This window comes from Megalodesulfovibrio paquesii, assembly GCF_054653055.1.
Genome location: NZ_BAAIGQ010000005.1, coordinates 1263893 through 1288902, shown reverse-complemented (window position 1 = coordinate 1288902; position 25010 = coordinate 1263893). Strand labels below are relative to the sequence as shown.

Sequence of the window (25010 nt, the reverse complement as noted above, 5' to 3'; positions counted from 1 at the left end):
TGGGCGCGCAGGCGTCAGCGTTGCGCACTCATGGTTTGTTGCAGTGTCAGGAGGCGTTCCTGCTGCCGCAGCAGCTGCCGCCGCATTTCCAGCAGGCACAGCCAGACGAAGAACCACGCAGCCACGCAGACGAGCACCGTGGTGGTCATCTCGCTGGTCAGCCCGCCTTCCTTGGAGGCAAAGACGGCCGGATGCACCGAGCGCCACAACCGCGCGGAAAGAAACACCAGGGGCACGTCCAGAAAGGCCACCACCCCCAGCACCGCGGCCACGGTGGCCTTGCGGGCCCGGGGCATCTCCAGCCCTCGCACCAGCAGGTAGGCGGCATAGATGAACCACATGATCAGCGTTGTGGTCAGCCGCGGATCCCAGGTCCACCAGACGTTCCAGGAGATGCGCCCCCAGATGGAGCCGGTAATAAGCGCCAGCCCGCTGAAGAGCACGCCCAGCTCGGCGGAGGCTCCGGCCAGCAGGTCGTACCGAAGATTTTTCTTCATCAAATACAATATGCTGGCCACAAAGGTAACGGCAAAGCTCAGCATGGACCACCCGGCCAGGGGCATGTGCACGTAAAAAATCTTCTGCACCGGCCCAAGGGTGGCTTCCACGGGCGCATACACCCAGATGAGCCACTGCGAGGCGGCCATGGCCAGGCCGGCGATGCAGGCCAGTGCGGGAATGGGCAGGGTCATGCATCTCCTCCATACACAAAGGGAAACAGCAGCAACGCTGCGGCCGTGAACATCAGATCAAAGGCGCCGGCGGTCATGAACCAGTTGTCCAGCTCCTCGGGCGGGCCGCCCAGGGCCAGGGTCAGGCCCCGCACTGCGGCCAGGAGCAGTGGCAGCAGCAACGGAAAAAGCACCACGGAGAGCAAGGATTCCCGCGCCGCCTGCCCCTGGGAGAGCGCTCCCAACAGAGCCCCCAGCACCACCAGCCCCCAGTCCGCCAAAAGGGTCATGCCCAGTGCCGGCAGCACCTCGCCGCTGAAGGACTGCCCCAGAAAAGCCACACTGGCCGGCAGGAACAGACACTGCGCCAGCAGCAGCAACACCAGACTGGCCAGCACCTTGCCCAGCCAGATGGCCTGGACCGGCATGGGCGAGAGGCTCAGCGCCAGCCGGGCACCCTGGGCTTCTTCCACAAAAAAGAGCGCGTTAACCACCAGAATCTCGCAGAATAAGGAAGCCATCCAGAACACCGCCGCCGCGCTTTGCGGGGGCAGCTTCTGCCCCGGCGCCTGGGCCAGACTGAACAGGAAGAGCAGCACCAGCCCCAGCAGCACGGCCTGCACCAGCCCGCTGGACCGGCCAGCCAGAAGGCGCAGATCCTTCTGCGCGATGATCAGGGCCGGCTTCAGCACGTGCAGACCTCCGGCGTGTACCCCGTGGCCGGGCCATAATACGCCGGGGCGCCGCGGCCGGAAAGGGCCAGCACGGCGTCGGCCTCGGCCAGGTCTCGCTCCAGATGATGGCTGATCCAGATCACCCCGGCCCCGCGCTCCCGGGCCTGGCGGATGGATCTGGTCAAGAGCGCCGTGGAGGCCACATCCAATCCCGTCCCCGGTTCATCCAACAGAAGCAATTCCGGCGTGTTGAGGAATACCCGCGCCAGATTCAGCCGCTGGGCCATGCCGCGGGAGTAGGTCCCGGCGCGCTCGTCTGCGGCATCCTGCAGGTTCACTGCGGCCAGCCGCTGGCGCAGGGTGTCATCTGTCAGGGCAAGGCCGTGGACCTTGGCCCAGAACCGCAGATTCTCCAGACCGCTCATCTGCGGATAGATACAGGTCACGTGGCCGAGGAAGCCGAGTTTGTCATGCCCCACGGCCAGTTCGCAGGTTCCGGCGTCGGCCGGTGTCAGGCCGGCCAGTACCTTGAGCAGGGTGGACTTGCCCGCCCCGTTGGGTCCGGCCAGGAGCAGGCACTCCCCGCCCCGGACGCTGAATTGCACGTCCTTGAAGACCAGACGCGGGCCGTAAAACTTGCCCAGGCCCCTGGCGGAAGCCAGCTGACGGGCTTCGCCGGACGCGGAAGAACTCACGCCTGCTCCCCGCGGTTTTTGCCGCGGAAGATGCCCCAGAAGGGGGCCAGACACATGATCGTCCCGCCTATCCACAACCAGTTCACCAGCGGATGCGCGCTCAGGGTGAAGGAGGCCGTGTGGTCTTCCTGCGCGCCGAGCAGCGTGGCGTACACCTCGGTGCCCAGGGAGAAGATGGTGCTGGCCTCGGCATAGGCATTGGGGAACTTTTGATAAATTCGACGCTGCGGCAGGAGCGAGCCGGCCAGTTTGCCATCCTGCTCGACGATGATGGTCGCTTCCAGGGCGGCCATGGCATCGGTGCGGAACTCGCGCAGGCCTTCATATTTGAAGGTAAAGCCGGCCACTTCGGTGGTTTCTCCTGGTTTGAGCACCACCTGACGCTCTTCCTGATAGGGGCCGGAGAAGGCCACGCCCACCACCATCATGGCCAGGCCGATGTGCACCAGATGCGCGGCCAGGGAGGCCGGGAGCTTGCGCGCGGCCTTGTCCGTGACCAGCAACAGAGGTAGGGAGAGCAGGCAGGCCCCGCCCGCCGCTGCGCCCACCAGGGCCACGGGCTTGGTATAGCCCAGCACATAGAACAGCACCAGCAGGCCGGCGAAGGTCGCACCCACCAGGGCCAGATGCCTGGCCTTGCCCACGCCGCCCTGCCAGGAAATCCAGGGGCAGACAGATAGCAGCAGGGCGATGATCACAAAGAACGGCATGCAGACCTTGTTGTAGAATGTCTGATCCAAACCCACGGTGTTGGCGCTCCACAGCTTGGAGATCACCGGCCACATGGTGCCCAGGAGCACCACCAGCCCCAGGGCCAGCAGCGCCCAGACAGCCAGGATGAGCATGCCTTCCCGGCTGGCCAGCCCGGCAAGCTCCCGTCCCTGGCCGGCGGGATTGTTCCCGTAGCCCGCGGCGATGACCACGGGCATGAAGATGGTTGTGGCAATCATGAACAGCAGGAGCGGCACGCCGATGGGAGCCTTGCCAAAGGCGTGCAGGCTCTCCACCACCCCGGAACGGACGAGATAGGTGGCAAAGAAGCAGGTCACCAGGGTCAGGCCGATGAGGAACACGTTGGCCCTGGGCAGCACGCCGCGGCGGCTTTGCAGCACCGTGGTGTGCAGCACGGCCGTGCCGGCAAACCAGGGGATGAGCGAGGCGTTTTCCACCGGATCCCAGGCCCAGTATCCACCCCAGCCGAGTTCCATGTAGCTCCACCAACCGCCGAGAATAATGCCGGCCGTCAGGAAGACCCAGGCGCTCACGGCATAGGGCCGGCCCACGAGGGTCCAATGCCCGGTCCGGCCGAACTCGCCGGCCAGGGTCTGCCCCAGGGCCAGACAGGCGGGAATGGTAAAGCCCGCGTAGCCCAGGAAGAGCAGGGGCGGATGGAAAATCATGCCCGGATTCTGCAGCAGCGGGTTCAGCCCGTTGCCATCGTGCGGGGCGGGAATGACCTCGGTAAAGGGATTGCTGTAACTGGTGAGCAACAGCAGAAAGAAAGCCATCACGCCGTGATGGAAGAGCCAGAAATGCAACTTTGAATTCTGGGAAAGGCGGGCGTACGCCGGGGTGATCTGGAAGATCAGGCAGAAGAGTGCCGTCATCCAGGCCCAGAAGTAGAGCGAACCCGCCTGCCCGGCCCAGAAGGCCGTGATGCGGTAAAATAGTGGCAGGAAGTCGTCCGTGTAGTCCGCCACCAGGGCAAAGGAATAGTCCCGCTCCACCAGGGCGGCCAACAGGACGCCCCCGCCCAGGGTCAGCAGGGCAGATGCCAGCAGATGACCCCGCTCCAGCCAGGAGGGGCAGCGCAGGTCATTGTTCCAGCACAGGATGAGGGCGTATGCAGAGAGCCCCAGGGTCAGCAGCAGGCACGCCAGCTGCGTCCAGTAGCCAAGCAGATGCATGTGTCACCACCTTGCGTGTCGTCGGAAGGCGGCACCCTAAACTGAAACGGCCGGAAGGGGAAGAGCCCCGCACCCGGCAAAGAGCCGCAATATGGTTTCAACCCGGGAGGTGCAACCGGCGGGAAATATGGCAGGAAACAAAGCATGCCGCGGAGGGATGGATTGCCAGCCCCGTGTTTTCCGGTCATGCCTGCGCAATGTGAAAATATGGTAACGGTTCCCTCAAGGTCGGAAACGCTATTTCCCCGAAGCACCTGCCGGGCCTGAAGTAGCGCTCATGCCTAGATCCAGCGCCAAATCCCGCGCGGTTTTGGCTGTCAGCAGATCGATCAGCTGATAGGCCCCCGGGGCGCCGGGCATGCCCGTATTGCCCGCAACACCCGCAGGCGCAACGGCCGCGCTGCCAAGCTGCACCTGGGGCACCCAGTTGCCACTGTACCGGGCAATCGCCTCGGCATAGTTGCGGTTCACTTCTCTCCAGGCTGCAAGGCGGGTTTCCAGGGCATTGTCTGCCTGCATGATCAGCCTGCGCTTTTCAGACTCGCCCTGGCCTTCCAGAATGAGTTTCCCTTTCAGCTGTTCTGCTGCTTCCTTTTGCAGCGAAGCCACCTGCAGTTCTTTTTCCGCACCCAGCTTGGCCACATTGTATTCCTTTTGGGCCGCCAGTTCAGCCACCTGCTTGTCCTGCTCGGCCCGGACCACGGCCATGGCCTTTTCCGCTTCCTGCTTCCAGCGGGACTCTGCGGCGGCCGCGCGACCTTTTTGTTCGGCGGTGATGGCATCCTGTTCGGCCTTGGCGGCTTCGGCCTTTTTGGTCTGGATGTCCATGGTGATCTGCTGCTGCTGGGTAATCTGCTGCTCCACTTTTTGATCATAGGCAATCATGTTCATGGAGAGGTTATAAAGCTTGATGCCATATTCCTCGATGGATGAGCTCTCCATGCGCGCGATACCATTGGGCGCCTTGGAGTCGAGCACGGGTTCGGAGACGGTCACCTGACGTTTGTCACCGGTGACGGGGTCTTCCACGTATTTGGTGGTGGTCGTGGTCTTGTACACGCCGTGCTTGGCCTGATCCTCAATATACGTGAGCAGCAGGGGACGTTTTTCGCTGTACGATTCGCGGCTGCTCATGAGTGGGCCGGTCATGTACACCGCGCGTTCCATGACGGTGCGGATAAGCTGCTGCTCAATGGCCTCCTGCGAACCGTATTTTATGTGTAAATTTGTTAGCTTGTCCAACTCCAGAGGCAGGTCAAACCGTACGGATCCGGAAATGTTGGCATGCCCGCCGTCGTTGAAGCGGGTGCGCATGGAGAGCTCGGTCCGGCTGCCCTGGTCATTGTTGCTGCTAAACCAGAACTGCGTGGAGCGCCGGTATGTGGTCACCTTGCCGAAAAGCTGCCAGTGCACGCCGGGTTCCAGCCACCAGTCCAGGGTGCCAACATAGAACCGCTGGTTGACGACAATTTTTTCTGCGCTGACGTTCTCGATAATATTGTCGAAAGCCAGGAACAGCAGCAAGGCGCAGGCCCCCGCAACGAGCAGCCCCCCGAAACGCCGCAACCCCAGGGACGGGAGCCTGGGCAGTTGGGGCATGGGAGTCATGCGATTCCGCCCGGAGGCGGCGGGTTGCTCCGGCGAGGAAGGCTGGCGAGAAAAATCGGACTCGTCAGGCATGGGTATGCTCCGCGCTAAGGTTCACAGGCGGGAAACAACTTGGTTCTGGAGGCGAAGCATACCACAGCCGGATGGATGTTGATGTGACAATCTGGTGACAAAGCCTGCAGTGCACAAAAAAGCCACCCCGGCCCGAAGGCAGAGGCGGCGTAGTGTCGCTGGGATGATGGCGGAAGCGTCAGCCTTCCTGCCGGTTCTGCTTTTCGTATTTGGAGGGACACTTGGTGATGAGGGTGGAGGCGGTGAACTGGCCGCCGGCCTTGTTCAGGGAACCTTCCACAATCACTTCCACGCCGGGTTTGAAGGTGTCCGGCACGGCGCCTTTGTAATCGACCATCAGCGTTTTGGAGGGATCATCCTTGTCGATGAGCCGGAAGGTCACCCCGGGCATGCCTTGGTACTGGCTCAGGTCGCGTTCGTCCACCTGACCGAACATGCGCATGGCCCCCAGCTTTTCCGAGGGCATGGCCAGGGCTTCGGAAACGTTGAGGAAGTACACGCTGTTTTCCGAAAGGCCCGAGGCCACCAGCGCGCCCAAACCGCCCACGAACAACAGCAGGGCAATGATGTAGATCTTGGTGTTGGATTTCTTGCCGGTCATGAACGACTTCTCCCGGTTTTCTGTGCGGCGTTCGGTGTCAGGAACGTCTGGTCAGGACGTTGGGCCAGCAGGAAGTTGTTTATTGTGTAACCGTTCCCTGGCTTTCGTCAACTGCTCTTTGCGGGCCCGGGCCAGGGCCTGGAGATCCTCCACCCGGTCAGTCTCGTCCACAATTTCCTTGCCGAGCATTTCCTCCACCACGTCCTCCAGGCTGACCACGCCCTCCATCCCGCCATACTCGTCCAGCACCACGAACAGATGTACCCGGGATTCCAATAATTCCACCAGCAATCGGTCCAGGGTCAGGGTGGAGAGGACAAAGCGGGCCGGCCGCATGATCTCCTCAATGGTGGTGTCGAAGTGATCCTCGGCCAGCAGGGTGAGCACGTCACGTCGGTAACAGATGCCCACCACGTTTTCCGTGTCCTCGCCCTTGTAGACGGGGACGCGGGAGTGAATCCAGAAGCCCTGGGATATTTTCGCCTCGGCCACCGTGGATTCCGCAGCCAGGGAGAAAACCACCGTGCGCGGGGTCATGATGTCGCTGACGGTTTTGAGGTCCATGAGCAGCAGATTCATGATGGTCTGCTCCTCATAGGGTTTGAGCACGCCGGACCGTCGGGTCAGGGCCACGATGGCCCGGATGTCATCTTCCGTCATTTCCGAGCGGGTTTTCCGGGGCTTGAGCACGCGGGTCAGGGTGCTGGTGACCCAGATGAAAGGCCAAAGGATGACGACGATAACCCGCAGGGGCCGGGCCATCAGCGGGGCGATGGTCCGGGCATAGGCCACGCCCACGGTCTTGGGGACGATTTCCGAAAAGAACAGCACCAGAAGCGTGAACAGCGCGGCGAAGTAGCCGGCCATCTCCGAGCCGAGCTCCCGGCTGGCGATGGCCCCGGCCAGGGAAGCCCCGGCGGTGTTGGCCACGGTGTTCAGGATCAGAATGGCTGAGATGGGCTTGTCGATGTCCGAGCGCAGTTTGTGCAGAATCTGCCCGGAGCGTTTGCCCTCGGTGCGCAAGTGCTCGATAAAGCTTGCCGGAACCGAATAGAAGGACGCTTCCAGCATGGAACACCATGCGGAAATGAGAATGGCGGCCAGCGAACACAAGACGAGTTCAGGCATGGTCGCTCACGACGCAACAGCGAGAAAAAAATGAAGAAAACGATCGCACAACGCGCGACCGGGGACGGCGCATTCGGGGAGAGGGGGGAGGGTCTTCGTCCATGGCAATCATGCTTTTACGTGGCTGGCGGGAAAAAGGCAATGCCGAAAATATGGAATCTTGACCTCACCGGCCGGCCGGGTCACAACCGTGATTGCCCGACTGGCTGTTCAATTCCCACCTCGCAGGAGCCGCCATGCCTTCGCCTCTCTATTTCGACTGTAACGCCACCACTCCCGTGCATCCTCGCGTACTTGCGGCCATGCTCCCCTATTTTTCAGACCGCCCCGGCAACCCTGGCTGTGCCCATGGGGACGGGCTGGACGCCAGGGAAGCCATGGATCGCGCCCGGGCCCAGGTGGGCGGCCTGCTGGGCGTGGAGCCCGGGCAGGTGGTGTTCACCGGCGGCGCCACGGAGGCGAACAATCTGGCTTTGCTGGGATTGTTCATGCGCGAGGGGGAGGTTGACCCGCAGGCGCCGGGCTGGCTGGCCGTGAGCGCTGTGGAGCACCCGGCCGTGCTCGGTCCGGCCCGCATTCTGGCCAGGTGTGGCGTGCGGCTGGAGATCCTGCCCGTGGACAGCCGTGGGGTGGTCCGGCTGGATGTGCTGGAAGCAGCGTTGGCCACAGCGGCGCAATTCCCCGGCCCGCGGCTGGTCTCGGTCATGCTGGCCAACAACGAAACCGGGGTGCTGCAGCCCATGGCCGAAATCGCCGCGCGGTGTCGTCGCCATGGCGTGCTGCTGCATACCGATGCCGCCCAGGCCGTGGGCAAGATTCCCGTCAACCTGCCCGCGCTGGGGGTGGACTGGCTGACCGTGGCCGGGCACAAGATGTACGCCCCCAAGGGGGTGGGGGCCCTGGTGTTCGCGCCGGGCCGGCGGGAGCGGCTTTCGCCCCTGGTGTACGGCGGCGGGCAGGAAGGCGGCCTGCGTCCAGGCACGGAAAACATCCCGTCCCTCGTCGCCCTGGGTGAGGCCTGCGCCTTGGCTGCCGAGGATCTGCCTGCCGAAGCCGCCCGGCAACGCGCCCTGGCGGCCATCCTCCTGCAGACCCTAAATCAGGCCCGGGAGCAGGGCGTGGCCTATGTGCTTCATGGTGATGGCGCGGAACGCCTGCCGCAGACGCTTTTCCTCGGCTTCACCGACCGGCGGGCCGGGGATCTGCTCTCGGCGCTGGTCATGGAAGACGTGGCCGTGTCCGGCGGCGCGGCCTGCCACGGTGGGCACAATGGGGAAATGAAGATGTCCTCCGTGCTGGAGGCCATGGGCGTGGAACCGCGGCACGGGCTGGGCACTATCCGCATCTCCTGGGGCCGGCTGACCACGGAGGCGGATATGCGGGAACTGGCCACGCGGCTGATCCGGGCCCTGGGCGTTGGAGCAACGGGATTGTAAGAATGCCCAGTGCGCGCGGAAGAACCTTTCTCCAGAAAGCTGTTCCCACGATACGTCTTTATGAATTCTCAAAATGCGTTAGGTGGATTCCGGGCGCCGATCTGTCCGCAGGGTCGCCAGTTCCACATCAAACTGCTCGCCGCTGCAGCGGGCGGAGAAATAGAGCACGCAGCTCAGGGCCTGTTCCGCCGGCACCAGGAGCACGCTCACGGCCACTTCCAGGCAGAGCCGCAGCAGGGGCTGGGCCACGGCATCCAGGGAAAAATACAGCAGGCCGGATCCCAGGCCAAAGCACAGGCTGCCCAGCACGATGAGTCCGAAGACCTCGCGGCTCAGGCTCGCGCTGCGTCCCAGGGCCTCGCCGGAGCGGGCATCCTCCAGAATGATCGCTTCTTCCGCAAAAAAGTACCGCACATACACCCACAAGCCCGGCAACACCACCAACAACAGGCCCACCAGCAGCAGGAGGTAGCGCACCAGCCGGACCCAGAGCAGGCGCAGATAGCAGCCCCTGGCCAGCTGAAAGGCCGCCTGTCGCGACACCGGCGCGCCCAGGTAGGTTCCGGCCTGGGTGGCGGTGACGATGGCATACTGCAGGGGGACCAGCAGGATAAGATACACCAGAAACACAAGGATGTTCCAGGTGTCCGCCCCGGACTGGCTCAGGAAGCCCTGTGTGGCGGCGCGGTCCAGCAGGGCGTTGATCACGTACAATGGGCCGGAGATGGCCAGCACGGCCACGAGGCAGTCGGAAAAGGTCTGGCGGTACAGCCGGAGGGCATGGTCCAGCACCCCGCCAAGGCCCAGTTCCCGGATCTCGAAGGCCTGCATGCGGGAACTCAGGACCGGCGCGAGAGCGCCATGGTCTGGTCGAATTGTTCATGCTTGCTGCGTGCGGCAAAATACAGGGCCGTGTAACACGCGGAAACGAGGCACATGGTCCCGGCCTCGGCCGCCCACTGTACCAGACCGGCCACCAGCGGACTGGCCGTGCTGGAGACGGCCACGATGGTGCCGATGGTCACCCCCCACATCAGAAACATGATCGTCAGGGCCATCAGATAGTGCGACTGCATCAGCACGCCGCTGCGGCGCAGGGCCCCCCGGGGATCCGCACCCTCCAGGGCCGCGGCGTGGTAGATCAGCGTGTAGCGCAAGCCAAGGTAAATCCCCGGCAGGATGAACAGCAGCATGCCGCAGATGGTGTACAGCGTGGAGAGGGCCATGGCCGTGCACAGCGAGCCCTTCTGGCCCCAGGCCCGGCGGATGGCGGCGCTCCAGGTGAGGGATTCCCCGAAGAGATCCGCGGTATAGCACAGGGCCAGAGCGCCGGACGTCACCGGAAAGAGCAGAAAGACCTGCACCATCCCGATGGCCATCACGAGTAGCGTCTTTGCATCGAATTCCGCGTTGTTCTCGAGGAAAGACGGCAGCGGCGAATCCTCACCGTTGCTTGCCAGCGGCAGGGTCTGGGTGGCCGCTGCATCCTGGATGGTTTCGGAAGGGGCAAGGCCCGCATCCATGGCGTCGATGCCCAGGATCAGCAAATCAGGCAGGGAGAGCACCAAGGCGATGAGCAGGGCTGTGCGCGCGTTGTGGCGAAACAACTTGAGGCCCAGGTCCAGGATGCTCGCGAGGGTGGTGTTGGCTATGTTGTACCGCATGACAGTGTTCTGTATCCAGGCCGGACCCAGAAGGCAACTCCCGCCTGCTGCAGCCACACTTGCGGGCTCTGCTTCAGGGGTGCTGGGGGCGCTGGACTTTTTCTTGTCAATATCGCACAACAACGCTCTCTTTCCTGGAGGGAAATCATGACCATCACCCCGCGCCAGCTGTTTGAACTCCCCGCAGATGTTGCCTATTTCAACTGTGCCTTCACTTCGCCCCTGCCCAGGGCCGGCGTGGCGGCCGCAACGGCGGCCCTGCAGGCCAAGGCCCAGCCCTGGACCATGGGACCGGCGGATTTCTTCGCCACCCTGGAGCGTATCCGCCCCCTGGCTGGCGAGGTTTTTGGCGTGGACGGCGAGCGCATCGCCATTGTCCCGGCCTCGTCCTATGGCCTGGCCATCGCCGCCCGCAACCTGCCCCTGAAGGCTGGACAGGACGTGCTGGTACTGGAGGATCAGTTCCCCTCCAACGTCTACTGCTGGCAGAAAAAGGCCTGTGCCGGGGGCGGAAATCTGGTGACCGTGAAACGACCGGCAGATGACGACTGGACAGCCGCCGTGCTGACCGCCCTGGATGGTCCTGCTGGCGAGCGGGTGGGCATTGCCGCCCTGCCGCCCTGCCACTGGACCGACGGCACCCTGGTGGATTTGGTGCGCATCGGTGCGCGTTGCCGGGAACGCGGCATTGCCCTGACCGTGGATGCCACCCAGGCCCTGGGCGCCATGCCTCTGGATCTGGCGGCCATCGATGCGGACTTTGTGGTCTCGGCCTCGCACAAATGGTGCTTCGGGGCCTATGGCATCGGCTTTTGCATCGTGCATCCCCGCTGGTTCGACGGCGAGCCCCTGGAAGAAAACTGGCTCAACCGCAAGGACAGCGACGACTTTTCCAAGCTGGTGGACTATGCCGACGCCTACCGTGGCGGGGCGCGCCTGTTTGACATGGGCGGCGTCTCGGCCTTCATCCAGCTGCCCATGGTGGAGGAGGGCCTGAAGCTGCTACGCCACTGGGCCGTGCCGAACATTGCCGCGCACAACGCCGCCATGCTGCAGACCATCCTTGACGCCGCCACGGCCCTGGGCTTTTCGGCCCCGGCCCCGGCCGCCCGTGGCCCGCACATGACCGGCCTGCGCTCCCGGACCCTGCCGCAGGGGCTGGCCAAGGCCCTGGCCGCGCGCAAGGTCTTCGTCAGCGTCCGGGGCACGTCCATCCGCATCGCCCCCCATCTGTACAATACGGCTGAAGATGTGTCCCGTCTGTTGGCCGCGCTGGAAGCCGGTCTGGCCGAAGGGTAGGGCAGGGCCTTCGGGGGATCCTTCCTGCATGGAAGGAACCCTCGTTTGTTCCGCCAAGATTCCTGACGCGAGACGATGTGGCCCCCCCTCGCCGTCCACCCCGGTTCGGGCCAGTCGCATAGCCCCGGGCACTGGGAATGCCGATTCCGGTGGAGGAATCGGCCGCCAGGGTGTTTTTTCTTTTTGAATCAGTATAATATAATCATCCTGCGATGCTGCCCAGGGTGTGAAACCTCGCGGGCATTGCATCGCAGGATGAACATCAACGCAAGACGGGAGATTGGAATACTGGATCAGTCGTGCGGAGGGGTGCCGTCAGTGGCCATGATCCGCCGCAGGGCGCGCGAGAGGGACTGCAGACTGGCCGCCTTGGCCCTGGCGGTATCCACTCCGGCCAATGCCTCCTTGTTGCGGCGTTTGATGGCTGCAAGCAGTGCGGACAGGTCTGGAGAGGGACGGCGGGGACGGTCGTCCATAGGAATCGCCTCGCAGGCGGAGCAGTGCATGGCCGGAGCCGGGGGCCGAAGCCGGGGGCTACACGGTCAGAATTTTCCAGTCGTCCTTGAGCATGGCGGTCAGTTCGGGACCCATGAACTGCACGGTCACGCCGAGGGTCGTCAGCCTGTCGGCCACGTCAAAGAGATCCGCACAGGCCTTGCAGGCCATCACTTCCACGCCCAGCTCGCGCAGGTCGCGGATTTGCTGGCGCAAGTCGTGGTCCATGGCCAGCACTTCGGCGGAAGGCCCCCAGACCACCAGACGAACGGTGTCCCACCAGCCTTTGGATTTGGAGTTGCGGGCATACATGAACGCCATGGTCAAAGCCACTTCACGGTCGCTGGACGTCCACAGGATCGCCAGACGGGAGGAAGACATGCATTACGCTCCGGCTGAATTGTTGCGAGGCGAAAGGCCTCTAGAGAGCTTGCTCCTTACGGGGATTCGCTGCGTCTTGCAAGCGGTTTCGGACTGGTCCGCGCTTGTTCTTTGCCGTGATAGTGCGCTAGGATGCCCGCAATCCGAACCTTTTTTCCTCTTGCGTCAAAGGAGTCCCTCCCATGCAGAGCCGCACCTTGTTGGAGAGCTGGAACGCGCTTGCCGTCCATGCCAAACAGATGGCCGGCGTGCACATGCGCGATCTTTTCGCCCAGGACCCGACGCGGTTCGAACAGCTCTCCCGGACTGTGGAAGGCGTGCTGTTCGACTTTTCCAAACATCGCATCACCAATGAAACCCTGCTCTTGCTCCAGGCCCTGGCCACTGACTGCGGCGTGGAGGAACGGCGCGAGGCCATGTTTGCCGGAGAACGCATCAACATCACCGAGGGGCGGGCCGTGCTCCACGTGGCCCTGCGCAATCGCTCCGATCGGCCCATGGGCCCCCGCAGCGCCTCCGGCGAGCTGGAGGACGCCATGCCCGCCATCCGCGCCGTGCTGGAAAAGATGCGCGGCTTTGCCCGCAAGGTCCGCAGCGGCGAGTGGCTGGGCTACACCGGCAACCCCATCACCGACGTGGTCAACATTGGTATCGGCGGTTCGGATCTCGGCCCGCTGATGGTCACCCGCGCCCTGGCCCACTATGGGCACGAGCGGCTGCGCTGCCATTTCGTCTCCAATGTGGATGGCACGCACATGGTGGAGACCGTCAAACGTCTGAATCCGGAAACCACCCTGTTCATCGTGGCCTCCAAGACCTTCACCACCCAGGAAACCATGGCCAATGCCGCCACGGCCAAGGCCTGGTTCCTGGAACATGCCAAGGATCCTGCGCAGGTGGCCCGGCATTTCGTGGCCCTTTCCACCAACCACACCGCAGTTTCGGCCTTTGGCATCGACACGGCGAACATGTTCGAGTTCTGGGACTGGGTGGGCGGCCGGTATTCGCTCTGGTCGGCCATTGGCCTGTCCATCATGCTGGCCATTGGGCCCGAAGGCTTCGACGAGCTTCTGGACGGCGCCTTCGCCATGGATGAGCACTTCCGCACTGCGCCGCTGGACCAGAATGTCCCGGTGCTCATGGCCCTGCTGGGAATCTGGTACATCAACTTCCTTGGCGCGGAGACGCAGGCCATTCTCCCGTATGATCAGTACCTTGACCGATTTGCCGCCTACTTTCAGCAGGGGGATATGGAGTCCAACGGCAAGCGGGTCACCCTGGACGGCGAATTCGTGGATTACGCCACCGGCCCGATCATCTGGGGGGAGCCCGGCACCAACGGGCAGCACGCTTTCTATCAGCTGATTCACCAGAGCGACCGGCTCATTCCCTGCGACTTCCTGGCTCCGGCGCGCAGCCTGAATCCCGTGGGCGAACATCACCTGCTGCTCATCGCCAATTTCCTGGCGCAGACCGAAGCCCTCATGCGCGGTCGCACGCTCGGGGAGGCGCTGGAGGAACTGCGTGCCTCCGGGCTCCCCGATGCCGATGCCGAACGCCTGGCGCCGCACAAGGTCTTTCCCGGTAACAAGCCGACAACCTCCATCTTTTATCCCATCCTGACCCCGCGCACCCTGGGGTTGCTCATCGCCTGCTACGAGCACAAAATCTTCGTGCAGGGGGCCATCTGGGGGGTGAACTCCTACGATCAGATGGGCGTGGAGCTTGGCAAGCAACTTGCTAAAACCATCGAGAAGGAATTGCGCAGTGACTCCCCGGCCCCTCCCGCAGGACATGACGCCTCTACCGCCGGGCTCATGGCCTGGTTCAAGGCACATCAAAAATAACCCACCGCAAATAATACGTCCTGGCTGCTGGTCATTGGGTTGAAAATGACGCAGGATACCGCCATGGGAGGCGGGCGGCGCATTCCCGTAAAGGAGTGGATCATGCTGAATAACTGGCAGGAATTTCTCAAGGAAGCAGCCGGCGCCATTGGCGCGCTGGATCAGGCCAATCCCAAAATCATGAAGGGGCTGGGCACGATAGAATCCGCAGCCGGAAGCAAGGGCGCCCTGGATGGCAAAACCCGCGAACTGATTGCCCTGGCCGTGGCCGTGACCACGCGGTGTGATACCTGCATTGCCGTGCATGCTGCCAAGGCTGTGGAACTCGGCGCCAGCCGCGATGAACTGGCCGAAACCCTGGCCATGGCCACGGCGCTTAACGCCGGCGCCGCACTGGTGTACTCCTCCCGCGCCTTGGATGCCTTTGATCAGTTCTCCAAAAAATAACAGGATTCCAGCCACCTGGCAGGCACGATTCAGCATTGCCTGCCAGGTGGCTGGCCCGGATTGGTGTATCGTCTCAGCAACTCTGCTGTGATGCGAGGCGCGGGCATCCGTCGTGCGGATTCAGGGCTAATCCCTATGCATAAACAATACCGTTTGAAAAAGTGTAGAGAAAGTATTGAAATGTTATTTTACGCTATGATAGAGTGAGGTGTAACGCAATTAACGCAGGGGAGCGTCATGGTCCAAGTTATCCGAGCATTCGTTTGCAGCACGCTCGCTGTTCTGCTCCTCTCCGGAGTGGCTGTGGCGGGGGATCTGAATGTTAAATCCGCCATTGTCATGGACACGGGCAAAGGCACGGTGCTCTTTGAGCAGGACCCTCACAGGAAAATCGCCCCTGCTTCACTGACCAAAGTGATGACCATGTTTGTTGTCTGGGAGTTGATTGAACAGAAAAAAGCCTCCCTGAACGACAAAATCAAAGTCAGTGTCACAGCAGCCAACACCGGCGGTTCCACCATGAACCTCAAGGCCGGCGAGGTCGTGACCCTCAAGGATTTGATGTACGGCATGGCCGTGGCCTCGGGCAACGATGCCTGCATTGCCGTGGCCGAGCACTACGGCGGCATTTCCACGTTTGTGGCCAGCATGAACCGCAAGGCCAAATCCCTGGGCATGAAGGACACCGTCTACAAAAATCCCAACGGCTTGCCCGCAGCCGGCCAGCTGACCACCGCGCGCGATCAGCTCGTGCTTGCCGCCGCCTACCTCAAGCGCTTCCCCAACGCACTGACCATTCACTCCACCCGTTCCATCACCCACAACAAATACACCCGGACCAACTCCAACCGTCTGCTGGGCACCTGCCCCGGCGTGGACGGACTGAAAACCGGGTTTGTCCGCGCCAGCGGGTTCAATATTATCGTTACCGCCAAGCGCAACAATCGCCGCCTCATCGCCGTGGTGCTCGGCGGGCAAAGCTGGGCAATCCGCAATCGCGAAGCCACCACCATTCTCAATGCCTGTTTTGCCGGCAAACAGCCAAAAACGGCCATCACCGCGCAGGTCTCCATCCCTGCTACCGGACTGAAGAGCGATCTGGCGGAGCTGGAATCCGCACCTGCCAAGCCAGCCGCTTCGCCGCATGCGCAGCCAGCCCCGGCCGTGCAACTGGCGGATGCCTCTGCAGCCATTGAAGAGGATGCCGACGATGTGGTGGTGGGGGATTCCGACATCCCTGATGACGAAGACATGGCCGAGGCCCACGCCCTGGCCGATGCCACCGCGGAAGCGCCACAAGCTCTCGAAGTCCAAAGCAATCGGCCTGCCGTGCCCGCCAGCCGGCCCACCCCGGCGGCCCGGCTTGTGGCGGCAAATGTCAGCGCCCGCTCGGCCAGGGCCAACACCCAGCCACTTGCCGAACCAGCCATTCAGCCGACTGTTCGCACGGTGCTCAACGAAAACGGCCCCTTCTCCGCTACGCATGTGGCTGTGCTTGCTGACCATATTGTGGCCACCAGCCCGTATGAGATGCGCGGCAGCATTCAGCGTCCCGAAGCGCTCGATCCCGTGGCCGTGCCTCGCGGCCTGCCGCAACCCGCCGCCGTGGCCCAAGGGGTTTATTATTCTATCCAGGAGAGTTCCTGGAAAGATCGCGATGGCGCGCAGGATCACACCCAAAAGCTGCGCAACAGCGGCCTGGATGCCCGCGTGGTTACCGTGCAGCTGAAGCAGAAAGGCACCTGGCATCGCGTCGTCATCGGCTCGTTTGGCGAACTCCAGGACGCCCGCCAGTTCCGCGCTCAGCTCAAAAAGAACTTCCGCCTCGACAATACCCTCATCATCCAGATGGATGCGGCCATGGAGCAGAGCCAGGCTGCCCGGTAAGAGAAAGAAGGAAGAACGAAAAGAAAAGCCGGGGGAACTGAGTTCCCCCGGGCCCCTTCCAGCAGGGGATGTTTTTTGGCCCGGCATTGCGCGCAATGCCGGGCTGTTTCATTTGGTTGGAAGACGCAAGCCACTGGGTACGCCGTTGCAATGGAGGAAGGATGGCTGCCGTGACGGATTAGAAGGACTCTGACTATTCAGTGAATGGCCATGGAGAAGCTGCAGCCTCTCCCGTCAACGACTTGTATCCTGATCCCACAAACAGCTTCGGCCCGGAGGATGCATTACCTTTGGATGCATCCTCCGGGCCGAACAGATGGAGGGGGCTCGGGGGAACTCAGTTCCCCCGATGCTCTTTTCTTTACGTCGTTTCTACAAGTGCCCCACTTCCTGCTTGATGCCGAGGGCCACCTTCCAGAGCACGGTGAGGATCATCGCGCCCATGGCGTAGATGGCCAGCACGATGGCCAGCTCGGGGATGGTGGGAACATATTCGGTCACAGTCTCGAACATGTTGGGCGTGAAACCGCCGACCAGCAGGCCGATGCCCTTGTCGATCCAGGTGGCGATGACCAGGAAGAGCAGGGTCCAGGGCAGCAGGTCATGGTTGTCACGCAGTTTGGCCGGAATAAGCAGGGCCAGGGACATGAAGGCCAGGATCGCCGCGAACCACATAAAGGGCGCCCACTGGGCAAAGCCGTCCATGCCCGAGAACAGGTAGACAATGGGGGCCTTGTGGCCGGGGATATCGGAGTAGAAGGCGGTGAAGACTTCCAAGAGGAAGAAGAAGACGTTCAGAGACATGGCATAGGTGATGATCTTGGCCAGGCTCTTGATGGCTTCCTTGCCCGGGTCGAAGTTCACCAGCCGCTTGAGCAGGAAGCACAGGAGCAGCAGGATGGCAGGACCGGAGCAGAACGCCGAGGCCAGGAACCGGGCAGCCATGATGGCCGTGAGCCAGTAATGGCGGCCGGGCAGGCCGGCGTACAGGAAGGCCGTGACGGTGTGGATGGAGAAGGCCCAGAAGATGGAGAGGTAGATGAAGAACTTGATCCACTTGGGCGGGGCCACTTCATTGCGCTCGGCCTGCAGGGTAACCCAGCCGACCAGCAGGTTGATGAACAGATAGCCGTTCAGGACGATCATGTCCCAGAACAGGATGGACCCCGGGGTGGGGTGGAAGATGACGTTCATGGCGCGCTGCGGCTGGCCAAGGTCCACAATGATGAACAGCAGGCACATGGACACGGCGGCAATGGCCATGAACTCGCCCAGGATGATCATCTTTTTGAAGGCCTTGTAATGATGCAGGTACGTGGGGAGCACGAGCATCACGGCCGAGGCCGCCACACCGACGAGGTACGTGAACTGCGCGATGTAAAAGCCCCAGGAGACGTCGCGGCTCATGCCGGTGACCCCGAGACCGAAGTTGAGCTGATAGAGATAGGCCATGCTTCCAACCCCGGCCACGCACGCCAGGAAGAACAGCCAGAACCAGTACAGCGGAGAGCCTTTGAGTGCTTTTTCGAGCATCGGTTCGTTCCTCTAGATGATGTAGTAGACGCTCGGTTCGGTGCCCAGGCTGACCTTGCGGCGGACGGTGAACTTGGAGGCCAAGGCCTTGCGGACGGCGGAATGCGGGTCGTCCAGATCGCCAAAGAGGATAGCCCCGTCAGAAGCCTCGACGCAGGCGGGCATCAGGCCCTGGGCCAGACGCTCCACGCAGAAGGTGCACTTTTCCACCACACCGCGCATGCGGGTGGGGTAGTTCGGATTCATCTTGGCTTCGTCAAGGTAGGGGCGCGGGTTGTTGAAGTTGAAGCTGCGCGCGCCGTAGGGGCAGGCGGCCATGCAGAAACGGCAGCCGATGCAGCGGTGCATGTCCATTTGCACGATGCCGTCCCAGGAGCGCTTGAAGGTTGCCTTGGTGGGGCACACGCGCACGCAGGGGGGATTTTCGCAATGGTTGCACAGCAGCATGAAGCTGCGGTCTTCCACGTTCTGGGGCAGGTAGTGGTTGTGTTCCGTAAATGTTTCCAGATAGTTGGCGGCCCAAATCCACTTGATTTCCTGGTCGCCGTCGATCTTGGGAACGTTGTGGGTGATGTGGCAGGCGTCAACGCACTTTTGCACGAGCAAGGGGTCAGCAAAGCGCTTGGTGTCAATCACCATGGCCCAGTGCGTGCCGTGCAGGGCGTGCTCATGCTGATGCCCGGGCTGCGCAACTGCGGGCGCGTGGCCGTGGGCATCGGAGGCGGCGGCGTCTCCGGCAACGAGCTGGGAGGCCGCCACAGTGCAGGCACAGGCGCCAGCCAGCTTGAGGAAGTCGCGTCTGGTCTTGCTCATTACTGGTTCCCCCTCGGCGCGATGTGGCATTCCCAGCAGTAGGGATACACGCTGTTCTTCGTGTGACACTGGTCGCAGAACTGTTCCTTGTTGGTGTGGCAGCTCATGCAGGTGTTCACCAGGCTCATGTCGTAGAGTTTGCCGTTGGAAGCGGTGAAGGTGATTTCACCGTGGCGGACGTACTTGTCCCGCCAGTCGTTGAGCAGGGTCATGTGTTCGGCGCGCATTTTTTTGACGTCGATGATGCATTCCTGCTGATCCGCCGGCAAAGACAGCTTGGGCGCCTGATACTTGGAGAAGCTCAGGACATTGAACCAGAGCGGGAAAGTGATGAGGCCCAGGAAAATGACCAGCCCCGGGATGATGTATTTCGCGTTGTACATGATTAGGCATCCTCCTCAGCGCTTTCGTCGAGGTAGGGCAGGTCGTTTTGACGCAGGTCCATGGTGCGCTCCTGCTCGCCCTTCATGATCAGGGCGTTGCCCACCAGTTCATGCACGCCGCAGATTTCTACGCCAGGGGCCCAGTAATCGGCCAGAGGCACCAGGGTGGCGCGGTCGATGGCGCAGACGCAGGACATCATGTTCACGCCGTGCTTCTGCTGCACGTGGCGCAGGGCGTTGCCGCGTGGCAGGCCGCCGCGCATGCGGATTTCCATGATTTCTTCGGTGTTCAGCCCGGAGCCGCCAGCGCAGCAGAAGGTCTGCTCGCGGATGGTCTGGGCCGGCATTTCATGGAAGTTGTCGCAGCAGGCCTTGATGACTTCGCGTGGCTCCTCGAACATACCCATGGCGCGGGCAGGGTTGCAGGAGTCATGGAAGGTCACCTTGAGGTGCGAGTTGCGGCGCTTGTCGAACTTGATCTTGTTGTGCTTGATCAGGTCGGCAGTGAATTCCGCAATGTGCACCATCTTGGTTTCGCTGGCGTTGCGGAACACGGTGCCGGTGATGGGGCTCACGGGGGTGACCATGTTGGACGGGCAGGGGCCGTTGTGCGTGCTCATGTACTGGTTGATCACGCGCCACATGTGCCCGCACTCGCCGCCAAGAATCCACTTGCTGCCCAGGCGTTCGGCTTCGGCATACATCTTGGCGTTCAGCTTCTTCATCATCTCGTGCGAGGTGAAGAGGCCGAAGTTGCCGCCTTCCGACGCGTAGGTGGAGAGCGTGTAGTCCAGGCCGATTTCATGGAACAGCATCAGGTAACCCATGAAGGTGTAGATGCCAGGGTCGGCAAAGACGTCCCCGGAGGGGGTGATGAAGAGAACTTCATGCCCCTTTTCGTTCATGGGAGGATTGATGCGGATGCCGGTCACGGCTTCAATGTCATCGCACAGGAAGTCAACGATGTCCTTGAAGGCGTGGGGCTGGATGCCCAGGTGGTTGCCCATGCGGTTACAGTTGCGCACGGGTTCCATCATCCAGTTGATGTTGACGCCAAGCAGCTGCAGCAGCTCGCGGGCAATCATGGTCACTTCGGCAGTATCGATGCCGTAGGGACAGAAGAGCGAGCAGCGGCGGCATTCGGTACACTGGTAGAAGTAGTAGAACCACTCCTTGACCACGTCCATGGTCAGGGGGCGGCCGCCGGCCCACTTGCCCAGGATCTTCCCGGCGGTGGTGAACTCGCCGCGGTAGATGGAGCGCAGGAGCTCGGCGCGAAGCACGGGCATGTTCTTGGGGTCGCCGCCGCCGATGTAGAAGTGGCACTTGTCGGCGCAGGCGCCGCAACGCACACAGATATCCATGAAGAGCTTGAAGGAACGGTAGCGTTCCAGGCGGTCCTTCATGCCATCGCGAACAATTTCCATCCAGTTTTCAGGCAGTTTCCAGTCTTCGTCCAGGGGCGACCATTCGCGCGGGTTGGGGAAGCCCAGATCCCGGATGACGTCTGCCTTGGCAGGATAGGCAAAATTGCCATCCTTGAAGACGGGCTTTTGCTCCATCCAGCCCACGGTGGGTGCACCGAACTGGAAGTTGAGCAGCTCGTCTGGAGTCATATTGAACTTGGCCATGTCCTCTCCTTACTTTGCCACGACTAGGCGTCCGCTTTATCCAAGGGTTTGTCCACCGGCAGACCAGCCTCAACCATGAATTCGCGGAAGTCGTCCTCGTACGCTTCGTACGTGTGGTACTTCTTGGGCGGATTCCAGGGGTTCACATGCATGTGCATGCGGGAGTCGTTGGGCAGGTTGCGCGTGGGCGAGAGGAAGACGCCGCCAAGGTGCATCAGCTTGGACCAGGGGAAGTACAGCAGCAGCGCACACACCAGGAACAGGTGCATGAAGAAGATGGGCGCAATGCCTTCCGCAGAAACCGGAGACAGCGTGACCAGCCCCATGACATACGTCTTCACGGCATTGATGTCCGTCTTGCCCAGGTAGCGCATGTAAATGCCGGAAAGGGCAATGCCGCCGATGAGCAGGAGCGGGAAGTAATCGTTGATGAGCGAGATGTAGCGCAGCTTCTGATCAAAGACGCGGCGAAGCAGCAGAAAGGCCACGGCGGCAACAATCAGGATGTCCGTCTGATACAGCCGGGGCGCGCCAATCTGGAAGATGCCATCCATGAATTCCAGCCCGCGCACGAAGAAGGGCACCGGATCAAGGAACAGGCGGAAATGGCGGAGGAAAATCACCAGGAAGCTGTAGTGAAACAACAAACCAAAAAGCCACAGCCAGCGCGCAGAGTTGTACGCCACGCGGGGGCCGTCCTCGGTGCGGTGGATCACCACTTCCGTATTCCGGAACAGGGAACGGAAAGTCAGGATCTCCAACAGCATGCGGCCCACTGTCCAGCCGACGGTGTGGGGGTTGTCCAGCGGGTCGTTCTTGATCCATTCATGCGACCACTGCTGCCCCCCGGTGGTGGGAATGCGGAACGGTACCGGAGACTTGGCCCATGAATACACCTTGTACGCAAATCCGCAGACAAACCCTGCAATGGCCAGATACGGGAGGGTTATCCCGAAGAGCCACTGCATGCCTGCCTCCGCCCCGTAGTAGGACGCGGCGCACAGCGTCAGCACGAGGATGAGGGAGATGAAGAATGCCATGTAGCGTCACCTCGCTTCCTGTTGAGGATTACTGTAATTAAGAATCCTGGGTCTCTTCAGCCGCCGTGTCGGCCGTCAGGCCGGCATGGCGAAACAGCATCGCATGTCGATTCTTGATCTCTTTCAGGCGCATTTCATACAGCTGCGTTCGACATTTTACATATATGTCAAATCCGCGGAGCGCCACGCTATCCACTTTCGATTCAAAACGCAACAGCGCTTCCGCATGGTCCTTCAGCTTGCCCACCTTGGGCAGATGCTGGCGTACTACACTCTTGATCAGCAACAGCGCACCCACAGCCTTGGCCGGGGAAAAGTCCTGCACCGCCCGGACACGGACAAGCTCGTCCAGTTCGGCATCCAGAGACACATCATCCAGAATCTTTTCCTCTAACAGGTGGCTGGTCAGGGCCTGCACCGCGGCTGCAGTGCGAATGCCTACCGGATTACAGAATTCATCCTGCCCCTTGCGCAAAAAACCTGCCGTATCAAATGGATAAGTGCTGTAAATCGCATCGCGCCAGGCGGTGGCGATCTGGTCCCGGTCATTTCTCAACATGGCTAGCAAAGACATGGCGGTGGCACGTGCTCCTTGAATTGGCTGGGAAAACGCGGGCACACTACGCCAGCCCTACCCGGCGTGGCAACTCGTATAAGTGGTTTTTCAGCGATTGTCCAAAAAAAAACAAGCCCTGAGACGGCACTGCGAACTCGCGCTCATCAATTCGAAATCGCAAGCGAAAAAACATCAACTCGCGTACACGGCTGTTCCGGCAAGGCGGTCGTGCAGCGCCTGTCTGGACTCGCCCAGAGTGAGCAGAAAGCCCAGGGTTATGGCCGCCGCGGCGAACTGGCTCAGGGTTTCGAAAAGGCTCATGCCGGTCACCGTGGCCAGGAAGGTCAGGGCGCTGCCGGAATTCTTGAGCAGGTAGCGCAGCAGCAGGGTGGCAAGCGGGGCTGCTTCGCCGGTGTCTTTGCGGATAATCAGCCCGATCATGCGCTTGCCCGGAGAGGCGCCGGTGAAGGCCTCGATAAGCCCGTACCCGAAGACGAGCAGGGTGAAGAGCACGGCGGTCAGGTAATACGCGCCGGCCGCACCTCCAGCCACGCCGCCGGCCGGACCGGCCAGGGTCCCGCCCAGGATGGCGCCCAGGGTGGCGCTGAAGAAAAAAGAAATGATGCCAACACCGACCAGCACAATGAGAAAGTCCAGAATGGCGGCGCCGAGACGCGGCCCGAATCCCTTGCGTTGCATGAGGTTGCCTCCGTGAGCGATGGGGTTCCGCCAGGACGCGATGCGTGTTGTCCTTTTCCCTGGCTGTACTGCATGGCGGGCCGTCTGGCAATTTTTTCCAGCCATTGCCAGGGGCGCTCGCTCGCGGTATATGACATGGTGTCGGGCGTTGTCCGCCGGCTCAAGTGGCATGGTGATGAAGGAGTGTGCGTATGCACAGGGTCGGAAAAATACCTGGATGGCTCGTGCTGTTGGCGGCAGCCTTGGGCTGGAGCGCCGGTTGGCTGCCTGCACCGGGATGGGCCGCGCGCGAGGCCGCCGAGCCGCAGTTCACCATTCAGATTGTTCCCCGGCCCAATGCGCCGGGCCAAGGTGGCAAGCAGGGGGCTTCGTCCGCACCTGAGCAGAAACAACTCCAGGCCATCACCCGGCCTGTTGCGCCGAGGCCGGCTGCGCCTGCTCCCAAATCGTCCGAAGGCTCCCCCCCAGCCGCTGCATCCGAGCCTGCCAAGGCGCCTGCCGCAACTCCCTCAGCCCCTCCGGCGGCGCTGACTCGAATTGAGCAAGCCCTGGGATTGCAGCGTGATACGCAAGCCCGCGAAGCCCAGCTCCGTCAGGCATTGGACGCCGTCCGCCTCATCAGTGTTCAGGCAGCCGGGCCGGAGGCCTACAGCGTCAAGCCGTATGTGTATGTCGATTACGGCAGCACTCCCAAAGGTCAGGTGCAGGCCCAGGCTGAAGCCCGCCACAGGGAACGTGCGCTGTTGTTGCAGACGCTCAAGGAGCATGTGCCGCAACTTGAGCTGCAGGACTGCCTGCTGGTGGAAACCAAGCCCATGTATGACTATCGCTTTATCCGCCGGGCCAACCTTTCCCGCATGGATGCTTACGATCTGACCTACACTCGCGAGAGTGGCAGCGGCTTTTCCTTCACCCTGCATGCTGCGGATAAGGATGCCGTGATTCTGGAACAACAACGGGGCGGCAAGCAGCTCTCCGAACATACAGACAGCGCCCTGGTGTTCCACACCTCCATCACTGACGGCATGCAGGCCTTTGTGCTCAAGCAACGGTTGCAGGAACTCATCAATCGTTGCAAACTGGGCGACTCGTACAAGGCGCGGTCCAACCTGCCGGAACAGGCTGTTGCGCCTGCCGTGCGCGTGGAGCCGCCTGCCCGGCCACGCAAGCTGGCCCCCTAGCCTGGTTTTTTTGAAGAGAGCAGATAGTATGATCAGCTATTTCGTTCGTTGTGCGGCGCTCATGGCAGCGATCTGTCTGGCGGCCGGTTGTGCGGCCCTGCGGGATGACACCTGGCCAAAACGGGTGGACGGCCTCCGCAATCTGCATGTGGGGATGACCAAGCAACAGGTGCTCATGGAATTGGGCGAACCGGATGCCACCAAAGCCAATGGCCGGGTGACCACCCTGTGCTATCAGCTGCCCCAGCGCGAGCGCAGCGGGCGCGGTCTCAAGACCACTGGCGTCTGGTATTTCATCAAACACGAGGACAATCTGGTGACCAAGTTCGGACCGGCCACCGCGGAGGACAACTGTGGCTGAG

25 protein-coding genes are annotated in these 25010 nt (G+C 62.0%); 7 read left to right on the top strand and 18 right to left on the bottom strand.

All coding sequences use genetic code 11. From position 1 onward, the window contains the following. Nucleotides 1-14: 14 nt before the first annotated feature. From ACYQ00_RS12440 to ACYQ00_RS12410, 7 genes are all read right to left on the bottom strand, one after another. On the bottom strand, nucleotides 15-692 hold the full coding sequence (locus ACYQ00_RS12440) for a cytochrome c biogenesis protein (RefSeq protein WP_460032421.1): 678 nt from the start codon (nucleotides 690-692) through the stop codon (nucleotides 15-17). Beyond that, a complete protein-coding gene (locus ACYQ00_RS12435) occupies nucleotides 689-1363 on the bottom strand; it encodes a heme exporter protein CcmB (protein ID WP_460032420.1) in 675 nt (224 codons plus the stop codon). Before ACYQ00_RS12435 ends, ACYQ00_RS12440 begins: the two co-directional genes overlap by 4 nt. Then, nucleotides 1357-2040 (bottom strand): heme ABC exporter ATP-binding protein CcmA, encoded by a 684-nt coding sequence (ccmA, locus tag ACYQ00_RS12430; RefSeq protein ID WP_460032419.1) that lies wholly within the window; start codon nucleotides 2038-2040, stop codon nucleotides 1357-1359. The genes ACYQ00_RS12435 and ccmA overlap by 7 nt, the downstream gene beginning before the upstream one ends. After that, nucleotides 2037-3947 (bottom strand): heme lyase CcmF/NrfE family subunit, encoded by a 1911-nt coding sequence (locus tag ACYQ00_RS12425; protein ID WP_460032418.1) that lies wholly within the window; start codon nucleotides 3945-3947, stop codon nucleotides 2037-2039. The genes ccmA and ACYQ00_RS12425 overlap by 4 nt, the downstream gene beginning before the upstream one ends. A 237-nt stretch (nucleotides 3948-4184) precedes the next feature. Further along, nucleotides 4185-5627 carry an SPFH domain-containing protein gene (locus ACYQ00_RS12420; protein ID WP_460032417.1) on the bottom strand — a complete coding sequence of 481 codons (1443 nt, stop codon included), beginning with the start codon at nucleotides 5625-5627 and terminating at the stop codon, nucleotides 4185-4187. Between the two features lie 178 nt (nucleotides 5628-5805). Then, the gene (locus ACYQ00_RS12415) at nucleotides 5806-6228 is read right to left on the bottom strand and encodes a cytochrome c maturation protein CcmE (protein WP_460032416.1); all 423 of its coding nucleotides are present in this window, start codon (nucleotides 6226-6228) and stop codon (nucleotides 5806-5808) included. A gap of 51 nt (nucleotides 6229-6279) precedes the next feature. Further along, the gene (locus ACYQ00_RS12410) at nucleotides 6280-7356 is read right to left on the bottom strand and encodes a hemolysin family protein (protein ID WP_460032415.1); all 1077 of its coding nucleotides are present in this window, start codon (nucleotides 7354-7356) and stop codon (nucleotides 6280-6282) included. A gap of 236 nt (nucleotides 7357-7592) precedes the next feature. Between ACYQ00_RS12410 and ACYQ00_RS12405 the strand changes: the two genes are divergently transcribed. Further along, nucleotides 7593-8792: a cysteine desulfurase family protein gene (locus ACYQ00_RS12405; protein WP_460032414.1), complete on the top strand. Its 1200-nt coding sequence runs from the start codon at nucleotides 7593-7595 to the stop codon at nucleotides 8790-8792. 78 nt (nucleotides 8793-8870) lie between these two features. Here ACYQ00_RS12405 and ACYQ00_RS12400 read toward each other — a convergent pair whose 3' ends face one another. Together ACYQ00_RS12400 and ACYQ00_RS12395 are read right to left on the bottom strand one after the other, a co-directional pair. After that, nucleotides 8871-9623, bottom strand: a complete 753-nt coding sequence (locus tag ACYQ00_RS12400) for a hypothetical protein (RefSeq protein WP_460032413.1) — start codon at nucleotides 9621-9623, stop codon at nucleotides 8871-8873. 8 nt (nucleotides 9624-9631) lie between these two features. Next, nucleotides 9632-10456 (bottom strand): hypothetical protein, encoded by an 825-nt coding sequence (locus ACYQ00_RS12395; protein WP_460032412.1) that lies wholly within the window; start codon nucleotides 10454-10456, stop codon nucleotides 9632-9634. Between the two features lie 147 nt (nucleotides 10457-10603). On the opposite strand from ACYQ00_RS12395, the gene ACYQ00_RS12390 reads away from it, so the two are divergent. Then, nucleotides 10604-11755, top strand: coding sequence for an aminotransferase class V-fold PLP-dependent enzyme (locus ACYQ00_RS12390; protein WP_460032411.1), 1152 nt, complete (start codon nucleotides 10604-10606; stop codon nucleotides 11753-11755). Nucleotides 11756-12048: 293 nt separating this feature from the next. Here ACYQ00_RS12390 and ACYQ00_RS12385 read toward each other — a convergent pair whose 3' ends face one another. Together ACYQ00_RS12385 and ACYQ00_RS12380 are read right to left on the bottom strand one after the other, a co-directional pair. Then, complete coding sequence (locus ACYQ00_RS12385; protein ID WP_460032410.1) at nucleotides 12049-12231, bottom strand: hypothetical protein; 183 nt, start codon at nucleotides 12229-12231, stop codon at nucleotides 12049-12051. A 58-nt stretch (nucleotides 12232-12289) separates the two neighbouring features. Beyond that, nucleotides 12290-12631, bottom strand: coding sequence for a DsrE family protein (locus ACYQ00_RS12380; protein ID WP_460032409.1), 342 nt, complete (start codon nucleotides 12629-12631; stop codon nucleotides 12290-12292). A 182-nt stretch (nucleotides 12632-12813) separates the two neighbouring features. On the opposite strand from ACYQ00_RS12380, the gene pgi reads away from it, so the two are divergent. The 3 genes from pgi to ACYQ00_RS12365 all read left to right on the top strand — a co-directional run bounded on the left by pgi (nucleotide 12814) and on the right by ACYQ00_RS12365 (nucleotide 16812). Next, a complete protein-coding gene (gene pgi / locus ACYQ00_RS12375; protein WP_460032408.1) occupies nucleotides 12814-14478 on the top strand; it encodes a glucose-6-phosphate isomerase in 1665 nt (554 codons plus the stop codon). Nucleotides 14479-14580: 102 nt separating this feature from the next. Then, on the top strand, nucleotides 14581-14925 hold the full coding sequence (locus tag ACYQ00_RS12370; protein ID WP_460032407.1) for a carboxymuconolactone decarboxylase family protein: 345 nt from the start codon (nucleotides 14581-14583) through the stop codon (nucleotides 14923-14925). A gap of 237 nt (nucleotides 14926-15162) precedes the next feature. Further along, nucleotides 15163-16812 carry a serine hydrolase gene (locus ACYQ00_RS12365; RefSeq protein ID WP_460032406.1) on the top strand — a complete coding sequence of 550 codons (1650 nt, stop codon included), beginning with the start codon at nucleotides 15163-15165 and terminating at the stop codon, nucleotides 16810-16812. Between the two features lie 372 nt (nucleotides 16813-17184). Here ACYQ00_RS12365 and dsrP read toward each other — a convergent pair whose 3' ends face one another. From dsrP to ACYQ00_RS12330, 7 genes are all read right to left on the bottom strand, one after another. Beyond that, nucleotides 17185-18345, bottom strand: a complete 1161-nt coding sequence (gene dsrP, locus ACYQ00_RS12360; RefSeq protein ID WP_460032405.1) for a sulfate reduction electron transfer complex DsrMKJOP subunit DsrP — start codon at nucleotides 18343-18345, stop codon at nucleotides 17185-17187. Between the two features lie 12 nt (nucleotides 18346-18357). Continuing rightward, nucleotides 18358-19158, bottom strand: coding sequence for a sulfate reduction electron transfer complex DsrMKJOP subunit DsrO (gene dsrO / locus ACYQ00_RS12355; protein WP_460032404.1), 801 nt, complete (start codon nucleotides 19156-19158; stop codon nucleotides 18358-18360). After that, nucleotides 19158-19541 carry a sulfate reduction electron transfer complex DsrMKJOP subunit DsrJ gene (gene dsrJ, locus ACYQ00_RS12350; protein ID WP_460032403.1) on the bottom strand — a complete coding sequence of 128 codons (384 nt, stop codon included), beginning with the start codon at nucleotides 19539-19541 and terminating at the stop codon, nucleotides 19158-19160. The genes dsrO and dsrJ overlap by 1 nt, the downstream gene beginning before the upstream one ends. 2 nt (nucleotides 19542-19543) lie before the next feature. Then, the gene (gene dsrK / locus ACYQ00_RS12345) at nucleotides 19544-21172 is read right to left on the bottom strand and encodes a sulfate reduction electron transfer complex DsrMKJOP subunit DsrK (protein ID WP_460032402.1); all 1629 of its coding nucleotides are present in this window, start codon (nucleotides 21170-21172) and stop codon (nucleotides 19544-19546) included. Nucleotides 21173-21195: 23 nt separating this feature from the next. Next, entirely contained in the window at nucleotides 21196-22212 is a 1017-nt protein-coding gene (gene dsrM / locus ACYQ00_RS12340; RefSeq protein ID WP_460032401.1) for a sulfate reduction electron transfer complex DsrMKJOP subunit DsrM, read from the bottom strand. A 37-nt stretch (nucleotides 22213-22249) separates the two neighbouring features. Continuing rightward, the gene (locus tag ACYQ00_RS12335; protein WP_460032400.1) at nucleotides 22250-22786 is read right to left on the bottom strand and encodes an RsbRD N-terminal domain-containing protein; all 537 of its coding nucleotides are present in this window, start codon (nucleotides 22784-22786) and stop codon (nucleotides 22250-22252) included. A 174-nt stretch (nucleotides 22787-22960) separates the two neighbouring features. Next, a complete protein-coding gene (locus ACYQ00_RS12330) occupies nucleotides 22961-23467 on the bottom strand; it encodes an RDD family protein (protein ID WP_460032399.1) in 507 nt (168 codons plus the stop codon). Between the two features lie 191 nt (nucleotides 23468-23658). On the opposite strand from ACYQ00_RS12330, the gene ACYQ00_RS12325 reads away from it, so the two are divergent. Together ACYQ00_RS12325 and ACYQ00_RS12320 are read left to right on the top strand one after the other, a co-directional pair. Beyond that, the gene (locus tag ACYQ00_RS12325; protein ID WP_460032398.1) at nucleotides 23659-24648 is read left to right on the top strand and encodes a hypothetical protein; all 990 of its coding nucleotides are present in this window, start codon (nucleotides 23659-23661) and stop codon (nucleotides 24646-24648) included. Nucleotides 24649-24676: 28 nt separating this feature from the next. Further along, nucleotides 24677-25009, top strand: a complete 333-nt coding sequence (locus ACYQ00_RS12320; RefSeq protein ID WP_460032397.1) for a hypothetical protein — start codon at nucleotides 24677-24679, stop codon at nucleotides 25007-25009. Nucleotide 25010: the final 1 nt, after the last annotated feature.

Excerpts from the sequence above, each read along its gene's own strand:
- ACYQ00_RS12400 (WP_460032413.1), bottom strand. The coding sequence starts at position 9,623 with ATGCAGGCCTTCGAGATCCGGGAACTGGGCCTTGGCGGGGTGCTGGAC.
- ACYQ00_RS12425 (WP_460032418.1), bottom strand. The coding sequence starts at position 3,947 with ATGCATCTGCTTGGCTACTGGACGCAGCTGGCGTGCCTGCTGCTGACC.
- ACYQ00_RS12330 (WP_460032399.1), bottom strand. The coding sequence starts at position 23,467 with ATGCAACGCAAGGGATTCGGGCCGCGTCTCGGCGCCGCCATTCTGGAC.
- ACYQ00_RS12415 (WP_460032416.1), bottom strand. The coding sequence starts at position 6,228 with ATGACCGGCAAGAAATCCAACACCAAGATCTACATCATTGCCCTGCTG.
- ACYQ00_RS12365 (WP_460032406.1), top strand. The coding sequence starts at position 15,163 with ATGGTCCAAGTTATCCGAGCATTCGTTTGCAGCACGCTCGCTGTTCTG.
- ACYQ00_RS12410 (WP_460032415.1), bottom strand. The coding sequence starts at position 7,356 with ATGCCTGAACTCGTCTTGTGTTCGCTGGCCGCCATTCTCATTTCCGCA.
- ACYQ00_RS12320 (WP_460032397.1), top strand. The coding sequence starts at position 24,677 with ATGATCAGCTATTTCGTTCGTTGTGCGGCGCTCATGGCAGCGATCTGT.
- ACYQ00_RS12380 (WP_460032409.1), bottom strand. The coding sequence starts at position 12,631 with ATGTCTTCCTCCCGTCTGGCGATCCTGTGGACGTCCAGCGACCGTGAA.
- dsrK (WP_460032402.1), bottom strand. The coding sequence starts at position 21,172 with ATGGCCAAGTTCAATATGACTCCAGACGAGCTGCTCAACTTCCAGTTC.
- ACYQ00_RS12440 (WP_460032421.1), bottom strand. The coding sequence starts at position 692 with ATGACCCTGCCCATTCCCGCACTGGCCTGCATCGCCGGCCTGGCCATG.
- ACYQ00_RS12390 (WP_460032411.1), top strand. The coding sequence starts at position 10,604 with ATGACCATCACCCCGCGCCAGCTGTTTGAACTCCCCGCAGATGTTGCC.
- ACYQ00_RS12420 (WP_460032417.1), bottom strand. The coding sequence starts at position 5,627 with ATGCCTGACGAGTCCGATTTTTCTCGCCAGCCTTCCTCGCCGGAGCAA.
- ACYQ00_RS12395 (WP_460032412.1), bottom strand. The coding sequence starts at position 10,456 with ATGCGGTACAACATAGCCAACACCACCCTCGCGAGCATCCTGGACCTG.
- dsrJ (WP_460032403.1), bottom strand. The coding sequence starts at position 19,541 with ATGTACAACGCGAAATACATCATCCCGGGGCTGGTCATTTTCCTGGGC.
- ACYQ00_RS12325 (WP_460032398.1), top strand. The coding sequence starts at position 23,659 with ATGCACAGGGTCGGAAAAATACCTGGATGGCTCGTGCTGTTGGCGGCA.
- dsrP (WP_460032405.1), bottom strand. The coding sequence starts at position 18,345 with ATGCTCGAAAAAGCACTCAAAGGCTCTCCGCTGTACTGGTTCTGGCTG.
- ACYQ00_RS12385 (WP_460032410.1), bottom strand. The coding sequence starts at position 12,231 with ATGGACGACCGTCCCCGCCGTCCCTCTCCAGACCTGTCCGCACTGCTT.
- pgi (WP_460032408.1), top strand. The coding sequence starts at position 12,814 with ATGCAGAGCCGCACCTTGTTGGAGAGCTGGAACGCGCTTGCCGTCCAT.
- dsrO (WP_460032404.1), bottom strand. The coding sequence starts at position 19,158 with ATGAGCAAGACCAGACGCGACTTCCTCAAGCTGGCTGGCGCCTGTGCC.
- dsrM (WP_460032401.1), bottom strand. The coding sequence starts at position 22,212 with ATGGCATTCTTCATCTCCCTCATCCTCGTGCTGACGCTGTGCGCCGCG.
- ACYQ00_RS12370 (WP_460032407.1), top strand. The coding sequence starts at position 14,581 with ATGCTGAATAACTGGCAGGAATTTCTCAAGGAAGCAGCCGGCGCCATT.
- ACYQ00_RS12405 (WP_460032414.1), top strand. The coding sequence starts at position 7,593 with ATGCCTTCGCCTCTCTATTTCGACTGTAACGCCACCACTCCCGTGCAT.
- ACYQ00_RS12335 (WP_460032400.1), bottom strand. The coding sequence starts at position 22,786 with ATGTCTTTGCTAGCCATGTTGAGAAATGACCGGGACCAGATCGCCACC.